Raw genomic sequence first — 24,087 nt, forward strand, 5'->3', positions numbered from 1 at the left:
TCTATACGCAAAAAATATGGTGGTATGCAAGTGTTTTTTATCCAATCCCGTTGGCGGATTTTCCCTCGGGGACGTCATCATATAGAGTTTTACACGAACATGATAGTCGTGCCGATGTGGATTTTATGTGAATCTATCGGACTCAAGCCTTAAAATAAGCCAAAAAAATAAAAAAGAAAAGTTAATAGCCTGAAATTTCAGTATTTATGTTTTGTAGCATTTTTTCGATACGATGAATATGGCTTTCAAACTCACCATTTGCTTGTAGTTTCAGCACGCGATAGCCAGACGGCAAGGCATCAAAGGCAAAGTCATCGCTTCTGGGTTTGAATTGAACCGAAGTCGAGGGCGATGATAAAAACTCGACATGTTCCCAGCGATGTGAGGACTCTTGATGCACATGGCCGCACAGCACTGCCTTAACTTGTGGATGAGCGTGAATGACATCCAGTAATGTGGCGGTATTTTTTAGTTTGTGCTGGTCAATCCATTTGGATTGCATTTCAAATGGGTGATGATGACACGCCAAAATCATGGACACATTCGGGTGCTGTTGAAGATGTTGCTGCAGTTGCATTAACTGATGGTCGCTGATCCAGCCATCGACTTTCCCGACTACAGCACTGTTCAAGAGCACCAGATGCCATTGGCCCATCGCCACAATACTGATATCTTGCGATGACGATGCATGAAAGGGAAAATGTGCAGGATCGTCGTGATTGCCTGGCACATGAAAAAATGGAATGCCCAGGGTTTGCATATAATCAAGATAACGTGCATAGGTGACTGCGGTAGGGGTCTGTGCCAGATCACCCGTATGAATAATGGCATCGATCTTGGGATAATGTGCCCGAATATGTGCGATCACCTGATGAAAACTCTGTTCAGGATTAATGCCCACGAATTCATGCTGAGGGTCTTCAAGCAGATGCGTGTCGGTAATTTGAATAATTACATGCGCCTGACTTGAAAAAGGGGCTACCTGAAACATAGTCATATATCTCTTAAGTCGGTGGAGAGTTGAATCTGTTGCCAGAGCCACTGTAACGCCATAATGACGGGTGCATTACGCAAACGCCCAGAACTCAGCAGCATCTCGATTTGGGAATAATCTAAAATATGTAGCTGGATATTTTCGTTTTCCTCTGGCAAACCAAAGATGCCCCCATATTCTGGAAGATCGGTTTGTGCAGCATAGAGGTGAAAAAGTTCCGAACAGGCACCTGCCGATGGATAGAACGAGAATAAATGCGTCAGTTCATCGATTTGACACCCAGATTCTTCGACACTTTCACGACGAACACATTCTTCCGGTGGTTCATCGCCATCAAGTACACCCGCAATAATTTCAAGTTGCCACGGCGATTGAGTGTCATCGAGTGCACCGACCCGAAATTGTTCAATAAGCGCAAATTTTTGTTGGGTGTGGTTGTAAAGCAACACGCCAGCAGCCTGTTTTCTTCGAATTAGTTCGCGCTGGAAAGGCTGGGTATAATGCGATTGCCCAAAAAGTCGATGCTTGAGTGTGACTTTTTCAAGCTGTGTAAATCCCTGATAGAGCGATTCACGGTTTTCTACCTCAACATCATCATGTGAATAACTGGCTTGTTCTATTATGGTCATACTCATTATTAAAAAGGATGAAATACGTGACTGTATTTCATCCTAACTGAGTTCAATTTAAAGACAAATGCTTTTTTCGTATTTTTAGAGCTTTTGATACAGTTTTTGACCGTTTGCGTGATAGGCCGCTTTCATGCTCTTGAGACCCTGTTCAATGTCTTCAGATGAAGCATCGATTGCAGTGCTATTCTCCTGATTTTGTGCATAATTACGCACGTTTTGAGTGATTTTCATCGAGCAGAATTTCGGACCGCACATCGAGCAAAAGTGTGCCGATTTATGTGCCTCTTTGGGTAGCGTTTCGTCGTGCATGCTGCGCGCCGTATCTGGATCTAGACTCAGATTAAACTGGTCATCCCAACGGAATTCAAAACGTGCTTTAGACAAGGCATTGTCACGAACTTGCGCACCCGGATGACCCTTGGCCAAGTCGGCGGCATGTGCTGCAATCTTATAGGTGATAATCCCGTCTTTAACATCTTTTTTGTTGGGTAGACCTAAATGCTCTTTGGGTGTGACGTAGCACAGCATCGCCGTACCGTACCAGCCAATCATGGCAGCACCAATGGCTGAGGTAATATGGTCATAACCCGGTGCGATATCGGTGGTGAGTGGCCCTAAAGTATAAAAAGGTGCTTCTTTACAAACCTCAAGTTGCAGATCCATATTTTCTTTAATCATGTGCATCGGTACGTGACCCGGTCCTTCAATCATGACCTGCACATCGTGTTCCCAAGCGCGTTGAGTCAGTTCACCTAAAGTGCGTAGTTCACCAAACTGTGCCGCATCGTTGGCATCTTGGATACAGCCTGGACGCAAGCCATCACCCAAGCTAAACGAGACATCGTAAGCCTTCATGATTTCGCAAATTTCATCGAAATGCGTGTACAGGAAGTTTTCTTCATGATGCGCCAAACACCACTGCGCCATAATTGAACCACCACGCGATACAATACCCGTCAGGCGATTGGCAGTTAAAGGCACATAGCGCAGTAACACGCCGGCATGAATGGTAAAGTAATCGACGCCTTGTTCGGCCTGTTCAATGAGTGTGTCTTTAAAAATTTCCCAGGTCAGATCTTCGGCCACACCGTCTACTTTTTCCAGCGCCTGATAAATCGGAACGGTTCCAATCGGCACAGGGGAGTTACGGATGATCCATTCACGGGTTTCATGAATATTTTTACCCGTCGACAAATCCATGATGGTGTCTGCGCCCCAGCGTGTGGCCCAAGTCATTTTCGCAACTTCTTCATCGATACTCGAGCCTAAAGCCGAATTTCCGATATTGGCATTGATCTTGACCAGAAAATTACGTCCGATAATCATCGGTTCAATTTCAGGGTGGTTAATGTTGGCCGGAATAATTGCCCGACCAGCTGCCACTTCCTGACGCACAAACTCAGGGGTAATTTCGGTTAGGTTTTTGGCACCGAAATTCTGTCCAGCGTGTTGGCGCATGTCGACATTGTCGCGCTGGCGCTGGTTTTCACGGATGGCGATATATTCCATTTCCGGTGTGATAATGCCTTTTCTGGCATAGTGCATTTGAGTAACATTCTGTCCGGCTTTGGCACGGCGAGGTTTTTGAATGTGTGCAAATCGAATATCGGCTGTACGGATATCTTTTAAACGTTCCTGACCAAAAGCTGAGCTGAGGGTACTCAGTTGTTCGGTATCTTGACGCGCTTCAATCCAGTGCTGGCGCACGTGTGGCAAGCCTTTATTTAAGTCAATCTGTACATTTGGATCGGTATACACGCCCGATGTGTCATAGACCATCACGGGTGGATTATGTTCTCCGCCCAAACCAGTGGGTGTATCGGTCAGTTCAATCTGACGCATAGGGACCTGAATGTCTGGGCGAGAGCCTTGGATGTACACTTTGCGAGATGCAGGCAAAATACGGGTCAGGTCTTTTGCATCTTGTTCGTGTTGCGCTGAGAGATCAGCAGAAGAAAGATTCGTTAATTGGTTCATGGCATGATCCTTATGAAAAACACTAACGAATCAAGCAACCAAAAACGATGGCGGGTGTATTTGTAGAACACAAATAGAGGGCTTAAGATTTTGATAACTTGATTCCTACGCAGGTTCTAACCTGATCAGGTTCAACGGTACTCGGGATCAAATCATTGCAAGGCAATCATTTACCCAATCTCAGCGAGTTATTACTCGCGCTCCGTCAAGCATGCGCCCATACTAGCACGGATTGCGGATATTTAAAGATCAAAATATGCCACTTTTTAAGAACAAATCCCGATCGGGATCAATTGTATTTTTGCCTGATTTTTCTTAGTCTAGAACAGCACTATTCAAGGTTGATCATTCTTAGATGTCTATAAAAAAACTGATTGTCGTTATGGGGATGTTGGGCGGTGTTCAGTCGCTGTTTGCACTGGATCTGGTGGGTGCCTACGATCTGGCAAAAAGAAATGACCCAACCTTGCAAGCCAATTTGTATCAGTTTCAGGCTGATCAACTCAATTTGGGCATTGCCAAAGGTGCCTTGTTACCTACAGTGACCTTGGCGGGCAATCTGACGCGTGACAGACAATCCGTTAAAAATGATCAGTCTTTCGATTTTCCGGGTGGCACAGATGTGTCGAACAGCTTGATTAGTAACACATCGACCAAGAGACAGGTTTCTTTAACCGCACGTCAACCGCTATTTCGAATGGATGCATGGCAGGGCTATAAGCAAGTAAAAACCTCGGTTCAGCTGAGTGAAGTCACGCTGAAAATCCAGATACAGCAACATCTGTTAGATGTCGCACAGGCATATTTTAATGTACTGCGTCAGCAGTCGCTCAACCGCACCTATTTACAAGAAGAACAGGCATTATCTGAACAATTAAAGATGATGAATGCCAAATTACAGCAGGGCTTATTGGCGCGAAGCGATGTCAGTGAAGCCAATGCGCAGTATCAAAATGCGCGGGCGAACCGCATTTCAGGTCAGGTGCAGCAGATGCTGGCTCAAGAGCAACTCAATCGGTTTATTGGGCATAACCCAGATCAGGGATTAGCTGTGCTTCGCACCGATGTGGTGTATCAGCCACCAGTCCCTGCACGCCTAGACGACTGGTTGCAACTGGCTCAGACGCACAATTTATCTATTCAGCAAGCTCGTCTACAGCGCCAATATGCAGACGATAACCGCCGTGTGGAAAAAGCAGCACTTTATCCACAGTTAAATGCATTGGCCACTTATGGTTATACCAAACAAAGTCCAGATACACTGATTTCCACCAATGGTGCCTTTGATCAGATTGGACTGGAGCTAAGCTGGAATCTATTTAATGGCGGACAGACCCAGACCTCAATTAAAAAAGCCGTTGCCCAGCTTGATCAGGCACAGGCCCAACTCGATGCTGCAGAGCGCAGTGCCAGCGTTGAGGTCAAGCAAGCCTTTTTACAATTACAAACCGACCAATCCAAACTCGACGCGCGACAAGCGGCCATGCGTTCAGCAGAACAGGTGTCGCAGGCTTCTTTGGCAAGTTATAACGAAGGCCTGAAAACCATGGTGGATGTCTTGCTGGCGCAGCGTAATGCGTTTTCGGCCAAGCAAGAATATGTCAATGCCCAATATGATTATCTGATCAATGTGCTCAAGCTCAAAGCTGCGGTTGGACAACTTAGTGAGGAAGATCTGGTGCAGATGAATACATGGCTCAGCAACGATTAAATTTTGAATGAAATTGCGGCATTGTCATTAAAGTTTCACAATGAATGTGCTTTAATCTCTGCTCAACTTTGTACCGTGCATTTAGCCCGTTTTGGAGGCTGTCTTGAGTCCAACTAATCCTGTCTTGACCCACCATATTTCCTCTCAATTTAACGAGGATCTGCAAGGGGTGAATACCAAATTCATGACCATGGGTGGGCTGGTCGAGCAGCAGGTGGCCAATGCAATTCATGCCTTGCTGGATACCGACGTCGAAATGGCGGTCGATGTACAATACCAAGACAACGTGGTGAACCAGTATGAACGCGAAATCGATGAGGGACTGACCCTGATCTTGGCGCGCCGTCATCCTGCTGCAATTGACTTGCGTATGGTGATTGCCATGAGTAAAGCCAATACCGACCTTGAGCGTATTGGCGATGAAGCTGCAAAAATTGCCCGTATTGCACAAAATTTATGTGAAGAAGGCGGTTCTCCACGTGGCTACATGGAAACACGCCATATTGGGAATCAGGTACGTGTCATGATTCATGATGCCTTGGATGCCTTTGCACGACTCGATGCAGAACAAGCTTTAAGAGTATTACTGGCTGATGCCGACATTGATCGTGAATATCAGTCTGCGACACGAACCTTAATGACTTATATGATTGAAGATCCACGACATATATCGCGAGTGATCAATGTGATGTGGGTGCTGCGCTCACTTGAACGTATTGGCGATCATGCGCGTAATATTTCAGAGCAAGTCATTTATATGGCCAAAGGCCTCGATGTACGACACACCAAAATTGAAGAAATTGAACAACATGTGCAGCGTAAATAACTCTATTGTGATCAAGCACATTGTTGTCAGCCACAAAACACCTTAGCGATATGCTAAGGTTTTTTATATGCACGTAAAAATCGAATCACGTGACCTCAAAACTGACGCCGATCAACCTCAATTTTAAATAAAAAAAATCCCAGATTTTTTGGGGGAAAATCTGGGATGAAAACATCGTTAAGCTGCATTTTTATTTAAGATGCGGGGTAACATCTTGCTATAGGTTTATAGTAGATCACATTGGTGTGGATGTCTTGAGTAGTCTTGTGAGGCTATGTAATGTTATATGATGATCTGTAAGATTATAAAAACAACGTAGTGAATCCGTGACTCAATGAGTTATGGCGTACACATAAAAAAACAGGCAGACCGTTCTAAGGTCTGCCTGAGTCAACCAGAAAAGCAAGATTAGTCTTACTCGGGTTTCCAGCCTTCGGCAGTTTCAACACTGGCATCATTATTGAAGAACTTTTCACGCTGTTCTTCCAGAAACTTTTTCGCTTCAGGTTCAAAAACGTTGAGTCGCTTTTCATTAATGAGCGTGGTTTGATGCTTCAGCCATTCTTGCCATGCCTGTTTGGACACATGTTCAAACAGTTCCTGACCTTTGGCTCCCGGAAATGGCGCAAAATCGAGGCCTTCCATTTCTTTTTGATATTTACGACAAAATACGTGACGAGTCATGGCGTTTCCTTAAGCATAAAGTTGGGCAAGACGGTCATGAGCGCGCGCAATTGCAGCTTCAACCTGTTTTGGTGATGTTCCGCCAATATGGTCACGCGCATTGACAGAGGCTTCAAGGGTGAGGGCTTTGTCAAATACATCGGCGCCGATCAAATCGGAAAACTGTTGGAGTTGCTCAAGTGAAAGTTCAGACAGATCTTTATCTTCTTGTACGCCAAGTGCCACTGCTTTACCCACGATCTCATGCGCATCGCGAAATGCCACGCCTTTTTTCACAAGGTAGTCGGCAAGATCGGTTGCAGTCGAGAATCCACGAAGTGCAGCTTCACGCATAATCTCAATGTTTGGAACCAATGCCGGCACCATGTCGGCAAAGGCCATTAATGAACCGCGTACGGTATCAATCGCATCAAACAACGGTTCTTTGTCTTCTTGGTTGTCTTTGTTATAGGCTAGTGGCTGACCTTTCATGAGCGTGAGCAAGCTAATCAAATCGCCAAACACACGTCCTGATTTACCACGAATCAGTTCAGGTACGTCTGGATTTTTCTTTTGCGGCATAATCGATGAGCCAGTACAGAAGCGATCTGGAATATTCACAAATTTGAACTGTGCCGAAGTCCATAGAATCAGCTCTTCAGACATGCGTGACAAATGCATCATGATCAGTGCAGCTGCTGCATTAAATTCAATCGCAAAATCACGATCAGATACTGCATCGAGTGAATTTTCAGAAACAGCTTCAAAACCAAGTAGCTGCGCCGTATAGGCACGATCAATCGGATACGTGGTTCCTGCTAGAGCAGCAGAACCCAATGGCATACGGTTCACGCGTTTGCGGCAGTCTTGCAGACGCTCGGTGTCACGAACAAACATTTCAAACCAAGCCAACAGATGATGTCCGAAGGTTACTGGTTGAGCGGTTTGTAAGTGGGTAAAGCCTGGCATAATGGTATGCGTATGGCTGGCAGCCAAACCTAACAAGCCCTTTTGCAGGCGCTGTAAAATCGACAAAATATCGTCAATTTCATCGCGTAGGTACAAGCGAATGTCGGTAGCGACTTGGTCGTTACGGCTGCGGCCGGTGTGCAGTTTTTTACCCGTAATCCCAATACGCTGAGTCAAACGTGACTCAATATTCATGTGCACATCTTCTAAATCAATACGCCATTCAAAGCGGCCAGCTTCGATTTCGGCTTTGATTTCACTCAAGCCCTGAATAATATCGTCACGCTCTGCATCAGTGAGTACACCGACTTTGGCAAGCATGGTTGCATGCGCGATAGAGCCTGCGATATCTTGTTTATAAAAACGTTGGTCAAATTGCACAGATGCGGTAAATTCAGCAACAAAGGCATCGGTCGCTTCGGTAAAACGACCGCCCCACATACCAGACGTTTGGTTTGCGGTTGGCTGTTCAGCGGATTGAGAAGATGTGGTCATGTCGGCTCGGTAAAATAAAAAAGAGTATAACAAATTCTGCCGCACTTGCCGACGCATCAAATGACAAGAAAACACAGCGCAGGCACAAGACAGCAATGCAGAAATCCTATTTTTTTACCAAAATTGGTCGTTGGCAACATTTATTGGAACTGATTGTGGCCAGTAATGTGCTGGCGTTGGTGCTTACACTGGCAGAAGCAGGGACGTGGGCAGCCTTCGATGGGTTGCGCTTAATGCAATATATTTTGTTCATTAATTGGGTGGTTTTTGCTTTTTCGGCACTGATCGATCGCTTTCAAAGTAATTTACATCGTTTACCGCAGGTTGCTGCCTTGGGGGTGGCGTTCGTTCTGTTACAAATGATTGTATTGCTCACCACCATCGCAACCAATCTTATGCTGCACTGGGGGAGTCACTTTCATTTTCATACCTTAACATGGCCACAGTTGTTTACTGGCGCCAGCATGCATCTCAGTTATGGCGTGTTATTGGGTGGTTTTTGCCTACGTTATATGTACATGCGGGATCAATGGTTGAAGCAGCAATATAGTGAATTAAATGCCAGAATTCAGGCCATGCAGGCGCGTATTCATCCACATTTTTTGTTTAATAGCCTCAACAATGTAGTCAGTTTGATCAGTATCGATCCGGAAAAAGCCGAAACCTTACTGATCCATTTGTCTCGTTTGTTTAGAGCCAGTTTTCAAGAGCTAAAACTGGTCAGCTTGGCCGATGAAATCGAACTTTGCCAACGCTATTTGGCCATCGAAAGTGTGCGTTTAGGTAGCCGATTGCATGTGGAATGGAAATTTGATCCGAATCAGCCCCAATTTCAACAGGTCCAGATTCCACTCCTGACTTTACAACCTTTGCTGGAAAACTGTATTTTTCATGGCGTTGAACCGAGTAGTTCGCGCAGTACCATTACAATACTGGTTGAAATATTGCAAAGTGAGGTCAGTATAGTCATTACTAATCCGTACAGTCTGGATAAAATAAAATCGAGAAATGGGCACGGTATTGCCGTTGAAAATGTGAAGCAGCGTTTAATTGCGTACTATGGACGTACAGTAAAATTTCAAAATTATTGCGCACGTGAGTTATATACCACAGTGGTAAGTTATCAATACCGATCAAAATAATAAGTCTGAAACCCCTTAAAAACAGGATGTCATGGGGCCACGACAAAGGAGGAAAAATGAGGATTCTGATTTGTGACGATGAACCTCTTGCGATTGAACGTTTGTCACGGTTGGTGATGCAATTGGGGCATGAAGTGGTTGCGCATGCCTGTAATGGTCGTGACGCGATTGAGCTGGTGGATCAACATCAGCCTGATGTGGTGCTGCTGGATATTCAGATGCCAGAAATGAACGGCTTATTATGTGCAGAACAATTAGGTACATTCGATCCAATGCCGGCGATTATTTTTTGCACCGCCTACGATGATCATGCACTGGATGCGTTTAAATCCAAAGCACAAGGTTATTTACTCAAACCGATTGCGCAAGACGATCTGGCGCGTGTATTGCATCAGTTGCCGCGTTTAAATCAGGCCCAGATCACGCACATTAAACAACAAGATACCCATGATCGTCCTCATCAGCGCCAGCATATTACGGCACGTACTTATCGTGGTGTTGAACTGATTCCGGTTGAAAATATTTACTATTTTCTGGCAGATCAGAAATACGTCACCGTACGTCATAAGCATGGCAGTGTGCTGATCGACGAGACACTCAAAGATCTCGAGCATGAATTTCAAGATCGTTTTATTCGTATTCATCGCAATGCATTGGTCTCGATGGATTATTTGGACGGTCTGGAGCTGATCAGTTCAGGACAATATCAGGTACGCTGTAAAGAGGTCGATGAACGGCTTGCGGTCAGTCGGCGTCATTTACCCTATTTGCGTGATCGCATGCAAAAACTATAAATTTGAGCCAACTTGATCCTGATTTGATGCGCTACGGGGATATTTTACTTGCATTTTTAATCAATCAAGTTAAGTTTAGAGTCTGTTTTTTTATCGATCTGAGCCCTTATGCAGACTTTAAAGATTGCTACACGACAAAGCCCGCTTGCACTTTGGCAGGCAGAACACATTCGTGATCGTTTACAGGCACTTCATCCGGGACTTCAGGTTGAGCTGGTCAAATTTGTGACCCAAGGTGACAAAATTTTAGATACGCCCTTAGCCAAAATTGGGGGTAAAGGCTTATTTGTCAAAGAGCTTGAGGCGGCATTACTGGATGGGCGGGCAGATCTGGCCGTGCATTCCATGAAAGATGTACCGATGCATTTGCCTGAAGGATTAAGCCTCGCGGTGATCTGTGAGCGAGAAGATCCACTTGATGCTTTTGTATCGAATGAGATTAGCCATTTCGATGCACTGCCACAGGGTGCACGCGTGGGTACATCGAGTTTGCGCCGTAAGTGCCAGATTTTAAAGCAACGTCCAGATTTGAATATTATCGATTTACGCGGCAATGTAGGCACGCGGTTATCGAAGCTGGATCAGGGTCAATACGATGCGATTATTCTGGCCAGTGCAGGCCTAAAGCGTTTAGGTCTGAACGAGCGTATTCGCCACACGCTGCTGCCACAGATGAGTTTACCTGCGGTAGGGCAAGGTGCATTAGGGCTGGAATGCCGTTCAGATGATCATGCATTACTGGAACTGATCGCACCACTTGCGCATGAGCATACCAGTGCATGCGTACGTGCCGAACGAGCTTTTAATGCGTATCTTGAAGGCGGTTGTCAGGTACCGATAGCAGGTTATGCCACTCTTGATTATGACCTCTTGACGTTAGAAGGACGAGTTGGCAGTGTAAAGGGTGATGTCCTGTTGAAAGATATCGTTCAGGGGCATCCTGATCAGGCGGAAGCACTTGGCATTCAACTTGCTAAACAATTACTTGATCAAGGCGCTGGCGATTTACTGCGCGAGTTATATCGCGACTAAATATGTATTTTATCAACACGCGACCTCTGGATCGAGCCGATGAGCTAACACAAGCCTTGGCTGCGCAAGGCTTTCGGGTTGAGTGTCTGCCATTACTGGAACTGGTGGAGCAGCCCTTCGATGCGCATTTGAACGCGCTTTATCAAGACTTAACGCATGCGCAAGTGATCGTGGTGGTGAGCCCGACTGCGGTTGAAATTGGAATGCGCTATTTGCAGCGTGCAGGGCTCACCTTGCAGGATGTGGCACAGGCTGACTGGATTGCCGTAGGGCAGCAAACAGCACAAGCATTGTCGCATTATGGTATTCAGGCGCATGTACCGACGATCGAAAGTTCGGAAGGGATGCTGCATCTCCCTGTTTTTGAAACTCAGAGCGCGCTCCATCGTGTGGCCTTTTGGCGTGGTGAAGGCGGTCGGCAATTTATGATGCAACACCTGGCCGAGCAAGGGATTCAAATTCTCAATTTTGTTTTATATGATCGCTGCTGTCCTCTGGCTAGCAAACAGCAGATTGGCAATATTGCAGCCAAAATTAAAGAACAAAAACAAAGGGCTTGGGTATTAATCAGTAGTGAAGCCAGTTGGCTCAACTGGCTGGCACTGACCCAGCATGATACGCCACTCTTTGATTTATGCGATTACGTGGTCTTGGGCGAACGACTCGAACAAATATTAACGATCTATCAGAACCAGTCTTCACAGAGTTTTACTATCATACGTGTGGAGAATCTTAAGGCGGCAACGCTTTTGCGTCACTTACAGGCATAATCAGGAACATTATGAGAAAAATTTTATCTGTCATTTTGATTTTAGCTTTAGGTTGGTTGGCCAAGCTAAGTTATGACATGTTTCAAATTTCTCAGCAGCTTCCGGTGCTTCAACAAAATTTACTTAAACTCGATCAAAATAATGCCAAGCTGAACGATCAACTGGTGGCTTTACAACGCCAGATCGGTACAGCACCTGAACAGCATTCGCCTTCATCGGCACCGGTTACAAATGCTGCTTTTACAGCAAATCCGGTTGTTTTGATCAAGCAACAGTTGGAGTTTGTCGAATTTGCATTGCAACAACAACAATATACGTTGGCAGTTGAAAAGCTCAATGAACTGGATCAATCTTTAGGGCTATTTAATCTGGCACCTACACTCAAAGACAGTCTGCATGTGGCTTTGGCCCAAGACCGACAAACCATTCAGCAGGTGGTGAATGTTAAATCGGCACAGCGTGAACAATTTAATGCCTTAATTTCGCAAATGGACAAACTGCTACAACAAGCTGGACATCAGTCGCGTGTGGAGCTTGATCGTAGTGACACGACGTATTTCTGGCAAGGCTGGTTCCAGTTTGAGAAGGTTCAGCAACCCTCAGCCAATCTTATGAATCGACAATTAGTTTTTAAAGAAGTTCAGTTGCGCTTGATTTTAGCCAAACAAGCACTTAATTTGGGGCAGGTCACTGAGTATCAAACCACTATCCAAACCATCATCGAGCAAATAGGCCAGCTACCCGATAAAAACAGCCAGCAATTAAAATCAAAATTTGAAAAACTCAAGCAGGTGCCCGTTGTTCCTGTACCTAAACTTGCCGCTTTAGCGCTGATCGGCTAGAAGGACGCTGTATGAAAGGATTAATCTGGACCTATCTGATTGGTGCCTTGTTTGTTTTGGCGATACTGAGTGTTTTAAGTTATGGCTATGGTGCCGGGTATGTGTATGTCTACTGGCGTGACTGGCAGCTACAAACAACTGTTTGGGCATCCATTTTTGTCATTGCCATATTAGGTTTTGTGTTGCAACTGCTCTGGATTAGCGTGAAGCGCTATTTAAGCCGTGAGCAACGTAAACTAGAAACGGTTTTTGATTTTAAAAACCTACATCCTTATGAACAACTTGGTGTCATCTGGCTGCTTGATGCTGCACAAGATCAACATGCATTTATCGATCGAATTTTTACCCAATCTGGTTTGTTAAAAGGCATTGTTGAATCCAAGCTGCTGTCTAGGCAAGGTCATTATACACAGGCACTCAACGCACTGAATCATACTGCGCCGATGGCATTTGAGCTGGCAGAGTTGCAACGTATCGAAATTTTTCTTGCTTTGCATGATACAGAAAAGGCTTTAACGCACCTCGAATTTCTTCAACAGCATCAGTTATCACCTTGGCTCAAAGATATTGAGCAGTCCTATCGCCAAAAGATTACAGAATACTGGGGACGTTTAGCCCTTCAGCAATCTTGGTTATATTTACGTTCGCTTCAATATGGGCATCTAGATGCGCAAACACGTGATCTTTGGTTGCAACAGGTATTAACTCAGTTTGAAGATGCATCGGTAGATGATTTATACGCCTTACAGCAACGTTATTTAGAATTGGAACAAGAAATACAGACAAGGCCGTATAGCAGTAAGGTGCTCTGGCTAAAACTTTTATCACGCATGCCAGAAATGAGTATTCAGCATGAGCGTTTGGCATTGCATTTACTACGTGAACAGTTTGATCGGGACGTATTTTATTTATGGTTTCAGCAACAATTGTTAAAACAAGCACCAGATTATGCTGATATTGAAACTAAAATTGAAGAAATGGAGCAGACATATTTAAGTCAGCCGATTTTAAGTTTTGCTAAATGGTATGTTTATGAAGCCACTGAGCGGCATGCGCAAGCAGATGCATTACTGACACTGTATCCAGACAATGTTTTAATGAGCTATTTAAGAATTAAAGCGAAAATTAAAGACAATGATGAGTTGGTTCAACAGCTCAATCTTATTTTTGAAAATGATGCAAATTTTATTCAATTTAAAATATGAGAAAAAAGATGAAGGAACTCAATCAACATCCTGTTATCCATGAGCAGGCAGTCGCGTGGGGCGACATGGACGCATTCGGTCACGTGAATAATGTGTTGTATTATCGTTATATCGAAAGTGCCCGGATTAAATATATGGACATTTTGGATTTTTTTGCAGCAGAGGTGTATACCGTTGTTGCCTCAAATCAGTGCAAATATTTAAAACCCGTATTTTATCCCGATACACTTAAAATTACGGCATCTATTGAAGAGATTCGGACCAGCGGTTTTAAAATGACGTATCAGATCTGGAGTACGACACAAAATACTTGGGTGGCCAGTGCTGAAGCCATTATGGTGGTGGTCGATAAAAACACTTTAAAAAAACAGGCTATTCCAAATAATATAAAAAACAAGATTATTGAGCTTGAAACTGTCGCTGGAAATACACCTACTATTTTTAATTGAGATCAATTAAGTCAAAATTAAGATTTGTATAAATAATGAAAGCGACGCTTTAATCATATTTATTTAAATAGATTCCTGTTTTAACATGAAGACATTGCTTGATTATTTAAACTAATCTAAATATTATGAGCTTAGATGTGATTTAAACAGTTAGCGTTATTGGTCTATTGTTAAAAAGTTTTAATAAACTTGGAGTTGGTTTAAATGAAACCAGATATTAGCGAATTATCCGTTGAAGATTTAAAGCGTTTGCAAGCAGAAGCTGAGCAACTTATTGCCTCTAAAAAAGATCAAGCAATTGAAGATGCGTATAACCAAATTTTAGAAGTTGCTGAAAGCGTGGGTTATAGCGTTGAGCAGTTACTTGAATACGGCGCACAAAAACGTAAGAAAACAACACGTAAATCTGTAGAGCCACGCTATCGCAGCAAGAGCAATCCAGAAGAAACGTGGACTGGTCGTGGTAAACAACCGCGCTGGTTAGTCGCTGAGCTTGAAAAAGGTGCAAAATTAGAAGATTTCCTTATCTAATTTCATCATTCGGTCACCTTTGGCCAGTAAGCTCGATTAAACCAAGCATCTGCTTGGTTTTTTTATATAAGTGAATTGGCGATGATGGAAAAGTATGCATAATGTCGTAAAGAGAGGAAATTCCTCATCCATGGAAGACACTGTGCAGCGGTAATGACTGAATGAATAAAAAGTCGAAACAATTAAAATGGTGGATCTTTGCAGTCATTGTCTTTGGAGTATTTGTAATTTTACAGATTCCAGCCAACTGGTTAATTGCAAAATTTTCGAAAAACAACCAAATCTTGAGTAATGTCTCAGGCAATATCTGGCAAGGTCAAGCCGACTGGCATAAAGATCAGCTAAAGGGTTCTGTGCACTGGACTGTCCGTCCGATGGATCTGTTTTTATTAAAGCTTGGCGCACACGTAGAAATTCATAGTGCCAATACTGTTTTAAATGGCAATGTCGGTTATGGTTTTGGGAAAAAACTCAGCATTCGAAATTTAAACGGCGAGATTGCACCCGACACCTTAAAGGCACTCGTCAATTGGCAATGGCCAAATAATAGTATCCAGCTTAAAGATGTCCAGTTGAATTATCAAAAAGCGCAAGGATTCAGCGCAGCATCTGGCAATATGCAATGGGCGGGTGGGCCTTTGGGGTATACCTTTGCCCAGCGCCAAGAGCGTATGAATATGCCATCGCTGCAAGGGACTGTATTGAATCAAGATAATCAACTTGAATTTGATATCCGTGATCAGCGTAATCAAAAAATGGTGAATTTATTGCTGGCACCCGACCTCATGCTTGATGTTCGTCTTACCCAGCGTTTTCTACTGAATGTACCCTCATATAACGGTCAGGCCGGGCTTGATACCTATGTGATCAGTTCACGTCAGCCCCTGCTTAAAGGAGCGTCATAATGCTCAAGTCATGGGTGGAAACCATTCGGCAAAAACGGCTCGGTCAATTGGATCGCTTGGCACCTCTCATATTGGGGCTGTTGATTGTGTGGCTGTGCTGGAAGCTGGCAGCACTGTTCTGGCTAATTCTAGCCCCTCCACAGGCGATGCAGTTTGAACGGGTTCAATTAGGATCGCAACAAGCACAAATTCCGAATATCAGCAGCTTTGCCCTGTTTAACGAGCCACAATTATCGAATAATCCCAATGATCAGCAAAACTTTGAGTTACAGGGGGTGATGCTGGCGTATCCATCACGATTGTCTTCTGCTGTGATCAAGGGTAAAGACAGTGTGGATCGTTATCGTGTGGGTGAGGCAGTGGACAATAGCAGCTATCAACTCAGTGAAGTGTATTGGGATCATGTGGTTTTGAGTCAGCCCAACGGCACCACGCGTGAAATTCGGTTTAAAGGCATGGAAAATGGGCTGTATCAACCGATTCTGGGTACCACGACTACCCCTCAAAATGCTACATCCGTTCCTCCTGCAAGTAATACCGGTAGCTCTGGTTCGGGAGCCGCTTTGGGTCAGGCCATTCAGCAAATGCAGCAAAATCGTGAGCAATATTTGGAAAATATGGGCGTCAGTAGCACCGCCGATGGCTATGAGGTGACCGAACGGACACCCGCGGCTTTAAAAAATACATTGGGCTTGAGGGCTGGAGATCGTATATTGTCTGTCAATGGTCAACGTGTTGGACAAGGACAAAACGATGTTCAATTGCTCGAACAGGCGCGACGTGATGGACAAGTGAAAATAGAAATAAAACGTGGTGATCAAGTGATGACCGTACAACAAAGTTTTAAGTGATATCAGATGGTCACCATAATTTTAGGAAAAATAACCCGCTATGGCTTTATTTAATCATCGTCCCCTTTGGGCTTTAGTTGCAGCCGCTCCGGTGATGGCTGTGATCAGTACAAGCACGTATGCACAAACATGGAAAATTAATTTACGCGACGCCGATTTAACGGCTTTTATCAATGAAGTGGCGGATATCACGGGTAAAAATTTTGCAGTTGATCCACGTGTTCGAGGCAACGTCACGGTCATTTCCAACAAGCCATTAACGCGTGATGAAGTCTATGATTTATTTCTGGGTGTACTGAATGTCAATGGCGTGGTGGCGATTCCTTCTGGTAATACCATCAAACTGGTGCCAGACAGCAACGTTAAAAATGCAGGTTTACCTTACGATATGCGCAATCGCGCCCGTGGAGACCAAGTGGTCACGCGGGTTATTTGGGTAGAAAACACCAATCCAAACGATCTGATTCCGGCGCTGCGGCCTTTGATGCCTCAATTTGCCAGTCTTGCTGCCGTGCCGGGCACAAATGCACTAATTGTCTCAGATCGGGCGGCAAACATTGCGCAACTCGAAACCATTATTCGTAACCTTGATGGTACGGGGCAAAATGATGTCGAGGCCATTACCCTGCAAAATAGCCAAGCTGAAGAAATGGTGGGACTACTTGAGTCAATCAGTTCAACAGGCGCTTCAAAAGATGTGACCGGTTCACGTGTCAGAATTATTGCCGATGCCCGCACCAACCGGATTTTGATCAAAGGGGATACCGGAACGCGTAAGCGAATCCGCAACATGATTGAAACCTTAGATGTACCTTCAGCAGATCGCTTGGGTGGATTGAAGGTATTTCGTCTCAAATATGCCAGTGCCAAGAACCTGGCAGAAATTTTACAAGGGCTGGTCAGTGGTCAGGCCGTAAATAGCTCGCAAAGTAAAACTGGGAGTAACTCGGGTTCATCTTCTTCCACTGGTCTCAATAGCCTCATTGGTGGAAGTGCATCGCAGAGTAATACAACGGGCAGCAATAACGCTACATCTGGTTCATCCATTAATCTCAATAGCAGTAATAATTCTAATAATCAAAACAGCATCACCAGTTTTAACAATAATGGCGTGAGTATTATTGCCGACAGTGCACAAAATGCTTTGGTGGTGAAAGCAGAACCACAATTGATGCGCGAAATTGAATCGGCGATTCAGCAACTCGATATTCGCCGTGAACAAGTCTTGATTGAAGCAGCCATTATTGAGGTGTCGGGGGACGATGCCGATCAACTCGGGATTCAGTGGGCGCTGGGTGATTTAAGCAGTGGTATTGGCTTGATCAGTTTTAGCAACGTAGGCGCGAGCCTAGCTTCAATTGCGGCAGGTTATTTGTCTAATGGCTCTACAGGTGCTGCATCTGCGATTGCCAGTGGTTCAAATGGTGGCAGTGGTGCGACCTTAGCGCTAGGTAATTTCAGTAACTCACGAAAAGCCTATGGTGCGCTCATTCAGGCACTTAAGACCAATACCAAGTCTAATTTGCTTTCTACACCATCGATTGTCACGATGGACAACGAAGAAGCTTATATTGTGGTGGGGCAGAATGTTCCATTTGTGACGGGGTCGGTCTCAACAACTTCAACGGGTGTGGCCAATCCCTACACCACGGTAGAGCGTAAAGATGTGGGTGTCACGCTCAAGGTGATTCCGCACATTGGTGAAAACGGCACGGTGCGTCTTGAAGTCGAGCAAGAAGTTTCTGCTGTGCAAGACAAGGGCCAAGCCACCGATCTGATTACCAGCAAACGTGCCATCAAAACCTCAGTTTTGGCAGAACACGGCCAGACTGTGGTCTTAGGTGGCCTCATTTCGGATAACCGCACGTTGTCGCGTCAAGGTTTGCCGGGTTTAAGCAGTATTCCCTACGTTGGGCGTTTGTTCCGTGCAGATTCAAATAGCAACGAAAAACGTAATCTGCTGGTGTTTATTCACCCAACCATTGTGGGCGATGCCAATGATGTGCGCCGAATTTCGCAGCAGCGCTACAATCAGCTTTACAGTTTACAGCTCTCTATGGATAAAAATGGCAACTTCGCTAAATTGCCAGAAAATCTAGAACAGCTCTACCAACAACCTGCCGCGCCTGTCGCTGCGGTTCCGAGCACTCCTTATCAGCAGGTTCCCGTCACAACGGTCACCACGCCAGTGGCAACAGTACGCCCAAGTTCACCCGTTGTGCGTAAGGGGACTTCTTATGCCTTACCCGTACAGCCGACTGTAAAAACCCAGTCCTTGAGTGAGCCAGAAGTAGAGCGAACCAAAAATACAGTGACCACCACCACCTTGCGACCTGTGTCATAACGGCAGGCGACGAAGACATGAAGCATGTTATGATGATCACAAATCACGATAAGAGACAGACTTAAGATGATGACGTGGAAATTACAAGCCATTACAGGTGAATTTACAGGACAGGAAATTGCGATTGAGCAGGACATGCTGGTGGGTCGCCATCAGGATGCCGGTTTGGTTTTGCAAGCAGCCGAAGTATCGCGAAAACATGCAGCGCTACTGCTGCAAAACGATCAACTTTGGGTGCAAGATCTAAAATCATCCAATGGTACTTTTGTGAATGACGTGCGTATCGAGGGCGAAGTACAGCTTCACGATGCCGATATTGTTCAGTTTGCCAGTCTTAAATTTGCAGTGTTGGCACCAGCAAAACCACAACTTGAGCGAGAGGCGTTGCCTGAGGTTGAGCTTGAACCGGTTCATCATTCGGTGGAACAGCCAAATGTTAATGCGCATCAGACACAGCCCGTCGATGCAGGTATGCCAACTTTAACCGAACGTGATACCGGTGCTGAAGTGAGCCGTGAAGGTATGCCGCAAAACGTTGCTGTACCAAAACCTGCGCCAATTCCGGACGGCGTGGTGGTGAATGCAACACCAGACCCGAAACCTGTGGCCATTGAGCAACCAGTTTCGTCGGTAGAAAAAGAAATTGAACAACGTAAAAATGCCTCTCTGGGTTTTATGACCATCGTGGTGTTGATTATTCTTGCAGTGATGGCGTGGGTATTTTTAAAGTAAGCATGCCCGATCAATCGTAAGGTCACTCAAGGCATGCCAAACGCATGCCTTTTGGTTTTTAGCAGACAGGTAAAATATGAGTGTAGTGCAATTAGAGCGTCGTCAATTGGTATTGTTTGATCTAGATGGAACCTTGGTCGATACCGCATCCGATATGTATCGTGCCATGAACATCACCTTGCGTGATCTTGGCTGGCCGGGAGTGAGTGAGACACAAATTCGTCAGTGGGTTGGACAGGGCACAGGCAAACTCTGTGATGCGGTGTTGACTTTTTTATTTCAGCAGATCGATCCTGAGCGTCATCAGCAGCTTCTGGCGCACTACCTGCATGTCTATGCCCAAGAGTTATGCGTGACCAGTCGGCTATTTGATGGCGTTGAAGCATTTTTACAACGTTGTCAGGCACAGCACATTCGTATGGCATGTGTTACCAATAAACCAGAGGCACTTGCGCGCAAGTTGCTTGAAGAACTAGACATTGCGCATTATTTCGATCTGGTGGTGGGAGGGGATAGCTTGCCAGTTCGCAAGCCCGATCCATTACCCCTTCTACATAGTGCTGCACAATTTAATGTCGAGCCTCACGCAACACTCATGATTGGCGACTCTAAAAATGATGTGGAAGCAGCACGTCGCGCGGGTATCGATTGTATTGTGGTCAGCTATGGCTATAATCATGGAGAAAATATTTACGACAGTCAGCCACAACAGGTGGTGGACCGTCTAGATCAACTGATTTAGTAATACAGGGGTGGGGCATGTATCAGCGCATGGTGTTTCGATGGCGATAATCGCGTCTTTAATCACTTTTATCGGGCTTCACTTAAAACCATTGAGATAACATCATGACAACACACACTCAGTTTGAACAACTTAAAGCTGCTGGCTACAACACGATTCCCGTCTATCGACAACGTTTGGCCGATACCGATACGCCACTGTCGGTATTTGCGCGTTTGCGCGATCATACTCAAGCATATCTGTTTGAGTCGGTAGAGGGAGGTGAAAACTGGGCGCGCTACTCCATTATTGGGCTGGGAGAATCTACGGTTTTTTCCTGTAATGCAGGGCAGTTGACCATTAAAAATCCACAAGGTCAGATTTCTACTCAGCTATGCTCAGATCCGTTTACCTATATTCGCGAGTACCAGCAACAGTTTAAGGTTCCACCGCACGCACTCACACCAGAACTCCCGCAATTTTCTGGGGGCTTGGTGGGCTACTTTGGTTACGATGCGGTGCGTTATATCGAGCCGCGCCTGAACAACGTACCAGAGGCCGATCCAGTTGGGTTACCTGATATCTGGATGATGCTTTCCAAGACCGTAATTATTTTTGACAATCTCAAAGACACACTGTTTCTAATTGTGCATGCCGATACTGCACATGAAGATGCTTTTACACAGGCACAGCATCAACTCGACAGCCTTGAGCAGTTACTGGCGACACCGGTGAGCCTGCAGGCAAAACCGCACACGCCGCCGCACTTCGAATCGCTCACTGGCAAAGACAACTTCTTGGCATCGATTGAAACGGTGAAAGAATATATCCGTGCTGGGGATGTCATGCAGGTGGTTCCGGGTCATCGTATGGTATCGGATTTTGATGGTGACCCTTTACAGGTTTACCGTGCGCTGCGTCATCTTAATCCATCGCCGTATCTTTTTTTGGTGCAGGGACAGACCTTAACCGATCAGACACCGTTTCATATTGTGGGTTCTTCACCAGAGATTTTATCGCGTCTGGAAGATGGGATTGCCACAGTACGACCACTGGCCGGTACCCGACCACGTGGCAAGACCAAAGAAGAAGATCTGGCGCTGGAAAAAGAGCTCTTGGCCGATGAGAAAGAAATTGCAGAGCACTTGATGCTGATCGATCTTGGGCGTAACGATGTGGGCCGTGTATCTAAGATTGGTAAAGTACAAGTGACGGACCGGATGGTGATCGAACGCTATTCACATGTCATGCATATTGTCTCGAATGTGCAAGGTGAAGTCCGTGACGATATCGATGCGTTAGATGTCTTTAAGGCAACTTTCCCTGCGGGCACCCTTTCCGGTGCACCAAAAATTCGTGCGATGGAAATTATCGACGAAGTAGAACCGGTTAAACGCGGTATTTTTGGTGGCGCAGTCGGTTATTTAGGCTGGCATGGTGAAATGGACATGTCGATTGCGATCCGCACCTGTGTCATTCGTGAAAATAAGGTGTATGTACAGGCGGGGGCAGGGCTTGTAGCAGACTCAAATCCTGAATCTGAGTGGAATGAAACCCAAATAAAAGCTCGCGCAGTGATCAAAGCGGTTGAATTATCGTCAAACGGATTGATTTTATGAGTTTTTAGCGGTTTTTTTAAAAAAACCGCTTGCATCGTTTGTGAGTTTTGCTAAACTGCACACCGTTCCGATACGAAACGTACGAAACACTAAGAAGCGCCGGCATAGCTCAGTTGGTAGAGCAACTGACTTGTAATCAGTAGGTCCACAGTTCGAATCCGTGTGCCGGCACCATCTTAAGGTGGTTCAATGTTGAAGTAAAGAACTTACACTGAAAGTTAAGTGTGATATTGGTGAGATTCCCGAGCGGTCAAAGGGGGCGGACTGTAACTCCGCTACGAAAGTTTCGAAGGTTCGAATCCTTCTCTCACCACCAACTAACTTCGATTGAAGTGGTAAATGTACCAACGCTGTGCGGGAGTAACTCAGTTGGTAGAGTGGCAGCCTTCCAAGCTGCATGTCGCGAGTTCGATCCTCGTCTCCCGCTCCATCGAAGGATTATCGCTCTTATAGCTCAGTGGTAGAGCACTCCCTTGGTAAGGGAGAGGTCTCGAGTTCAAATCTCGATAAGAGCTCCAGATACAGTTTGGTAGAGTAAAATCTACAAAGATTTCAAAAAGCAGGCTAATTAGTCTGCTTTTAAAGTATTGGGCGTCTGTTTTTTTAGACTAATGTCGATGTGCTGAGTAGCTTCGATGCCTTTTGTAGCCTCTTGTAGCTTGCTTTCGACGTAAACGAGGAAGATCATCATGGCTAAAGCCAAGTTTGAACGTAATAAGCCGCACGTAAACGTGGGCACAATTGGTCACGTTGACCATGGTAAAACAACTCTTACTGCTGCGATCGCAACTATCTGTGCGAAAACTTACGGCGGTGAAGCGAAAGATTACTCGCAAATCGACTCGGCTCCAGAAGAAAAAGCACGTGGTATTACCATTAATACTTCACACGTAGAATACGATTCTCCAATTCGTCACTACGCGCACGTTGACTGCCCAGGCCACGCCGACTACGTTAAAAACATGATTACTGGTGCTGCTCAGATGGACGGCGCGATTCTTGTGTGTGCAGCGACTGACGGTCCTATGCCACAAACTCGTGAACACATCCTTCTTTCTCGTCAGGTAGGTGTACCTTACATCGTTGTATTCTTGAACAAATGCGACCTTGTAGACGACGAAGAGCTTCTTGAGCTTGTAGAAATGGAAGTTCGTGAACTTCTATCTACTTACGACTTCCCGGGCGACGACACTCCAGTGATCCGTGGTTCTGCACTTGCAGCGCTTAACGGTGACGCAGGTCAGTACGGCGAGCCTTCAGTTCTTGCGCTTGTAGAAGCACTAGACTCTTACATCCCAGAGCCAGAGCGTGCAATCGACAAAGCATTCTTGATGCCAATCGAAGACGTATTCTCAATTTCTGGTCGTGGTACAGTAGTAACTGGCCGTGTAGAAGCTGGTATCGTGAAAGTAGGCGAATCAGTTGAAATCGTAGGTATCCGTGATACACAAACTACGACAGTAACTGGCGTTGAAATGTTCCGTAAACTTCTAGACGAAGGCCGTGCGGGCGAGAACTGTGGTGTTCTTCTTCGTGGTACTAAGCGTGAAGACGTACAACGTGGTCAAGTACTTGCTAAACCAGGTACAATCAAGCCGCACACTAAATTCGACGCAGAAGTATACGTACTTTCTAAAGAAGAAGGTGGTCGTCATACTCCGTTCCTTAACGGTTACCGTCCACAGTTCTATTTCCGTACGACTGACGTAACTGGTGCAATCCAATTACAAGACGGCGTTGAAATGGTAATGCCAGGCGACAACGTTGAAATGTCAGTAGAATTGATCCACCCAATCGCAATGGACCCAGGTCTACGTTTTGCGATCCGTGAAGGTGGTCGTACTGTAGGTGCTGGTGTTGTTGCGAAAGTAACTGCATAATCA

22 protein-coding genes, 4 tRNA genes and 1 riboswitch are annotated in these 24,087 nt (G+C 45.3%); of the genes, 21 read left to right on the top strand and 5 right to left on the bottom strand.

Annotated elements, in window-relative coordinates; translation table 11 throughout:
- Positions 1 to 181 precede the first annotated feature (181 nt).
- The 3 genes from cpdA to thiC form a co-directional block, all read right to left on the bottom strand.
- A complete protein-coding gene (gene cpdA / locus ADA42_RS15010) occupies positions 182 to 991 on the bottom strand; it encodes a 3',5'-cyclic-AMP phosphodiesterase (RefSeq protein WP_081407849.1) in 810 nt (269 codons plus the stop codon).
- 2 nt (positions 992 to 993) lie between these two features.
- Positions 994 to 1,623 (bottom strand): NUDIX domain-containing protein, encoded by a 630-nt coding sequence (locus tag ADA42_RS15015; RefSeq protein WP_048766019.1) that lies wholly within the window; start codon positions 1,621 to 1,623, stop codon positions 994 to 996.
- An 84-nt stretch (positions 1,624 to 1,707) separates the two neighbouring features.
- The gene (gene thiC / locus ADA42_RS15020) at positions 1,708 to 3,603 is read right to left on the bottom strand and encodes a phosphomethylpyrimidine synthase ThiC (RefSeq protein WP_025095815.1); all 1,896 of its coding nucleotides are present in this window, start codon (positions 3,601 to 3,603) and stop codon (positions 1,708 to 1,710) included.
- Positions 3,604 to 3,688: 85 nt separating this feature from the next.
- Positions 3,689 to 3,818: riboswitch (TPP riboswitch) on the bottom strand.
- A 140-nt stretch (positions 3,819 to 3,958) separates the two neighbouring features.
- Between thiC and ADA42_RS15025 the strand changes: the two genes are divergently transcribed.
- Both ADA42_RS15025 and phoU read left to right on the top strand, forming a co-directional pair.
- Positions 3,959 to 5,314: a TolC family outer membrane protein gene (locus ADA42_RS15025; protein WP_048766021.1), complete on the top strand. Its 1,356-nt coding sequence runs from the start codon at positions 3,959 to 3,961 to the stop codon at positions 5,312 to 5,314.
- A 103-nt stretch (positions 5,315 to 5,417) separates the two neighbouring features.
- Positions 5,418 to 6,140 carry a phosphate signaling complex protein PhoU gene (gene phoU, locus ADA42_RS15030; RefSeq protein ID WP_004932310.1) on the top strand — a complete coding sequence of 241 codons (723 nt, stop codon included), beginning with the start codon at positions 5,418 to 5,420 and terminating at the stop codon, positions 6,138 to 6,140.
- A gap of 414 nt (positions 6,141 to 6,554) precedes the next feature.
- Here the strand turns inward: phoU and ADA42_RS15035 are convergent, their stop codons facing one another.
- Together ADA42_RS15035 and argH are read right to left on the bottom strand one after the other, a co-directional pair.
- Positions 6,555 to 6,824 carry an oxidative damage protection protein gene (locus tag ADA42_RS15035; RefSeq protein ID WP_048766022.1) on the bottom strand — a complete coding sequence of 90 codons (270 nt, stop codon included), beginning with the start codon at positions 6,822 to 6,824 and terminating at the stop codon, positions 6,555 to 6,557.
- 9 nt (positions 6,825 to 6,833) lie between these two features.
- Complete coding sequence (argH, locus tag ADA42_RS15040; RefSeq protein ID WP_004932317.1) at positions 6,834 to 8,267, bottom strand: argininosuccinate lyase; 1,434 nt, start codon at positions 8,265 to 8,267, stop codon at positions 6,834 to 6,836.
- On the opposite strand from argH, the gene ADA42_RS15045 reads away from it, so the two are divergent.
- The 19 genes from ADA42_RS15045 to tuf all read left to right on the top strand — a co-directional run bounded on the left by ADA42_RS15045 (position 8,258) and on the right by tuf (position 24,084).
- Complete coding sequence (locus tag ADA42_RS15045) at positions 8,258 to 9,409, top strand: sensor histidine kinase (RefSeq protein WP_048766041.1); 1,152 nt, start codon at positions 8,258 to 8,260, stop codon at positions 9,407 to 9,409. The genes argH and ADA42_RS15045 overlap by 10 nt on opposite strands.
- Before the next feature lie 56 nt (positions 9,410 to 9,465).
- A complete protein-coding gene (locus tag ADA42_RS15050) occupies positions 9,466 to 10,203 on the top strand; it encodes a LytR/AlgR family response regulator transcription factor (protein WP_025095811.1) in 738 nt (245 codons plus the stop codon).
- A 108-nt stretch (positions 10,204 to 10,311) separates the two neighbouring features.
- Positions 10,312 to 11,235 carry a hydroxymethylbilane synthase gene (gene hemC / locus ADA42_RS15055; RefSeq protein ID WP_048766025.1) on the top strand — a complete coding sequence of 308 codons (924 nt, stop codon included), beginning with the start codon at positions 10,312 to 10,314 and terminating at the stop codon, positions 11,233 to 11,235.
- Between the two features lie 2 nt (positions 11,236 to 11,237).
- Complete coding sequence (locus ADA42_RS15060) at positions 11,238 to 12,005, top strand: uroporphyrinogen-III synthase (RefSeq protein WP_048766026.1); 768 nt, start codon at positions 11,238 to 11,240, stop codon at positions 12,003 to 12,005.
- Between the two features lie 11 nt (positions 12,006 to 12,016).
- Positions 12,017 to 12,847: a hypothetical protein gene (locus ADA42_RS15065; RefSeq protein ID WP_025095808.1), complete on the top strand. Its 831-nt coding sequence runs from the start codon at positions 12,017 to 12,019 to the stop codon at positions 12,845 to 12,847.
- A gap of 11 nt (positions 12,848 to 12,858) precedes the next feature.
- On the top strand, positions 12,859 to 14,052 hold the full coding sequence (locus tag ADA42_RS15070) for a hypothetical protein (RefSeq protein WP_048766027.1): 1,194 nt from the start codon (positions 12,859 to 12,861) through the stop codon (positions 14,050 to 14,052).
- Between the two features lie 8 nt (positions 14,053 to 14,060).
- Positions 14,061 to 14,501, top strand: coding sequence for an acyl-CoA thioesterase (locus tag ADA42_RS15075; protein ID WP_004932338.1), 441 nt, complete (start codon positions 14,061 to 14,063; stop codon positions 14,499 to 14,501).
- A 204-nt stretch (positions 14,502 to 14,705) separates the two neighbouring features.
- On the top strand, positions 14,706 to 15,032 hold the full coding sequence (locus ADA42_RS15080; protein ID WP_004932341.1) for an H-NS family nucleoid-associated regulatory protein: 327 nt from the start codon (positions 14,706 to 14,708) through the stop codon (positions 15,030 to 15,032).
- A gap of 161 nt (positions 15,033 to 15,193) precedes the next feature.
- The gene (gspN, locus tag ADA42_RS15085; protein ID WP_025095805.1) at positions 15,194 to 15,937 is read left to right on the top strand and encodes a type II secretion system protein N; all 744 of its coding nucleotides are present in this window, start codon (positions 15,194 to 15,196) and stop codon (positions 15,935 to 15,937) included.
- Positions 15,937 to 16,788, top strand: a complete 852-nt coding sequence (locus ADA42_RS15090) for a type II secretion system protein N (protein WP_004932348.1) — start codon at positions 15,937 to 15,939, stop codon at positions 16,786 to 16,788. The genes gspN and ADA42_RS15090 overlap by 1 nt, the downstream gene beginning before the upstream one ends.
- 40 nt (positions 16,789 to 16,828) lie before the next feature.
- A complete protein-coding gene (gspD, locus tag ADA42_RS15095; protein ID WP_048766029.1) occupies positions 16,829 to 19,132 on the top strand; it encodes a type II secretion system secretin GspD in 2,304 nt (767 codons plus the stop codon).
- 69 nt (positions 19,133 to 19,201) lie between these two features.
- Positions 19,202 to 19,864 (top strand): FHA domain-containing protein, encoded by a 663-nt coding sequence (locus ADA42_RS15100; RefSeq protein WP_048766042.1) that lies wholly within the window; start codon positions 19,202 to 19,204, stop codon positions 19,862 to 19,864.
- A 76-nt stretch (positions 19,865 to 19,940) separates the two neighbouring features.
- Positions 19,941 to 20,606, top strand: a complete 666-nt coding sequence (locus ADA42_RS15105; RefSeq protein WP_048766031.1) for a phosphoglycolate phosphatase — start codon at positions 19,941 to 19,943, stop codon at positions 20,604 to 20,606.
- Positions 20,607 to 20,710: 104 nt separating this feature from the next.
- Positions 20,711 to 22,204: an anthranilate synthase component I gene (trpE, locus tag ADA42_RS15110; RefSeq protein ID WP_048766034.1), complete on the top strand. Its 1,494-nt coding sequence runs from the start codon at positions 20,711 to 20,713 to the stop codon at positions 22,202 to 22,204.
- Between the two features lie 98 nt (positions 22,205 to 22,302).
- A tRNA-Thr gene (locus tag ADA42_RS15115) sits at positions 22,303 to 22,378 on the top strand.
- Positions 22,379 to 22,436: 58 nt separating this feature from the next.
- Positions 22,437 to 22,520, top strand: a tRNA-Tyr gene (locus ADA42_RS15120).
- A gap of 38 nt (positions 22,521 to 22,558) precedes the next feature.
- Positions 22,559 to 22,634 (top strand) — tRNA-Gly (locus ADA42_RS15125).
- Between the two features lie 13 nt (positions 22,635 to 22,647).
- Positions 22,648 to 22,722 (top strand) — tRNA-Thr (locus tag ADA42_RS15130).
- Positions 22,723 to 22,893: 171 nt separating this feature from the next.
- Positions 22,894 to 24,084 carry an elongation factor Tu gene (gene tuf, locus ADA42_RS15135; protein WP_004932358.1) on the top strand — a complete coding sequence of 397 codons (1,191 nt, stop codon included), beginning with the start codon at positions 22,894 to 22,896 and terminating at the stop codon, positions 24,082 to 24,084.
- Positions 24,085 to 24,087: the final 3 nt, after the last annotated feature.

This window comes from Acinetobacter sp. 243_ASPC (genome assembly GCF_001054715.1).
Classification (GTDB): domain Bacteria; phylum Pseudomonadota; class Gammaproteobacteria; order Pseudomonadales; family Moraxellaceae; genus Acinetobacter; species Acinetobacter soli.

Bases quoted from the DNA above. Each gene is read 5' to 3' on its own strand.
- ADA42_RS15025 (WP_048766021.1), top strand. From the start codon at position 3,959: ATGTCTATAAAAAAACTGATTGTCGTTATGGGGATGTTGGGCGGTGTT.
- ADA42_RS15075 (WP_004932338.1), top strand. From the start codon at position 14,061: ATGAAGGAACTCAATCAACATCCTGTTATCCATGAGCAGGCAGTCGCG.
- ADA42_RS15105 (WP_048766031.1), top strand. From the start codon at position 19,941: ATGAGTGTAGTGCAATTAGAGCGTCGTCAATTGGTATTGTTTGATCTA.
- ADA42_RS15060 (WP_048766026.1), top strand. From the start codon at position 11,238: ATGTATTTTATCAACACGCGACCTCTGGATCGAGCCGATGAGCTAACA.
- thiC (WP_025095815.1), bottom strand. From the start codon at position 3,603: ATGAACCAATTAACGAATCTTTCTTCTGCTGATCTCTCAGCGCAACAC.
- ADA42_RS15065 (WP_025095808.1), top strand. From the start codon at position 12,017: ATGAGAAAAATTTTATCTGTCATTTTGATTTTAGCTTTAGGTTGGTTG.
- gspN (WP_025095805.1), top strand. From the start codon at position 15,194: ATGAATAAAAAGTCGAAACAATTAAAATGGTGGATCTTTGCAGTCATT.
- argH (WP_004932317.1), bottom strand. From the start codon at position 8,267: ATGACCACATCTTCTCAATCCGCTGAACAGCCAACCGCAAACCAAACG.
- ADA42_RS15045 (WP_048766041.1), top strand. From the start codon at position 8,258: ATGTGGTCATGTCGGCTCGGTAAAATAAAAAAGAGTATAACAAATTCT.
- ADA42_RS15080 (WP_004932341.1), top strand. From the start codon at position 14,706: ATGAAACCAGATATTAGCGAATTATCCGTTGAAGATTTAAAGCGTTTG.
- hemC (WP_048766025.1), top strand. From the start codon at position 10,312: ATGCAGACTTTAAAGATTGCTACACGACAAAGCCCGCTTGCACTTTGG.
- gspD (WP_048766029.1), top strand. From the start codon at position 16,829: ATGGCTTTATTTAATCATCGTCCCCTTTGGGCTTTAGTTGCAGCCGCT.
- trpE (WP_048766034.1), top strand. From the start codon at position 20,711: ATGACAACACACACTCAGTTTGAACAACTTAAAGCTGCTGGCTACAAC.
- cpdA (WP_081407849.1), bottom strand. From the start codon at position 991: ATGTTTCAGGTAGCCCCTTTTTCAAGTCAGGCGCATGTAATTATTCAA.
- tuf (WP_004932358.1), top strand. From the start codon at position 22,894: ATGGCTAAAGCCAAGTTTGAACGTAATAAGCCGCACGTAAACGTGGGC.
- ADA42_RS15100 (WP_048766042.1), top strand. From the start codon at position 19,202: ATGACGTGGAAATTACAAGCCATTACAGGTGAATTTACAGGACAGGAA.
- ADA42_RS15070 (WP_048766027.1), top strand. From the start codon at position 12,859: ATGAAAGGATTAATCTGGACCTATCTGATTGGTGCCTTGTTTGTTTTG.
- ADA42_RS15035 (WP_048766022.1), bottom strand. From the start codon at position 6,824: ATGACTCGTCACGTATTTTGTCGTAAATATCAAAAAGAAATGGAAGGC.
- ADA42_RS15090 (WP_004932348.1), top strand. From the start codon at position 15,937: ATGCTCAAGTCATGGGTGGAAACCATTCGGCAAAAACGGCTCGGTCAA.
- ADA42_RS15015 (WP_048766019.1), bottom strand. From the start codon at position 1,623: ATGACCATAATAGAACAAGCCAGTTATTCACATGATGATGTTGAGGTA.
- ADA42_RS15050 (WP_025095811.1), top strand. From the start codon at position 9,466: ATGAGGATTCTGATTTGTGACGATGAACCTCTTGCGATTGAACGTTTG.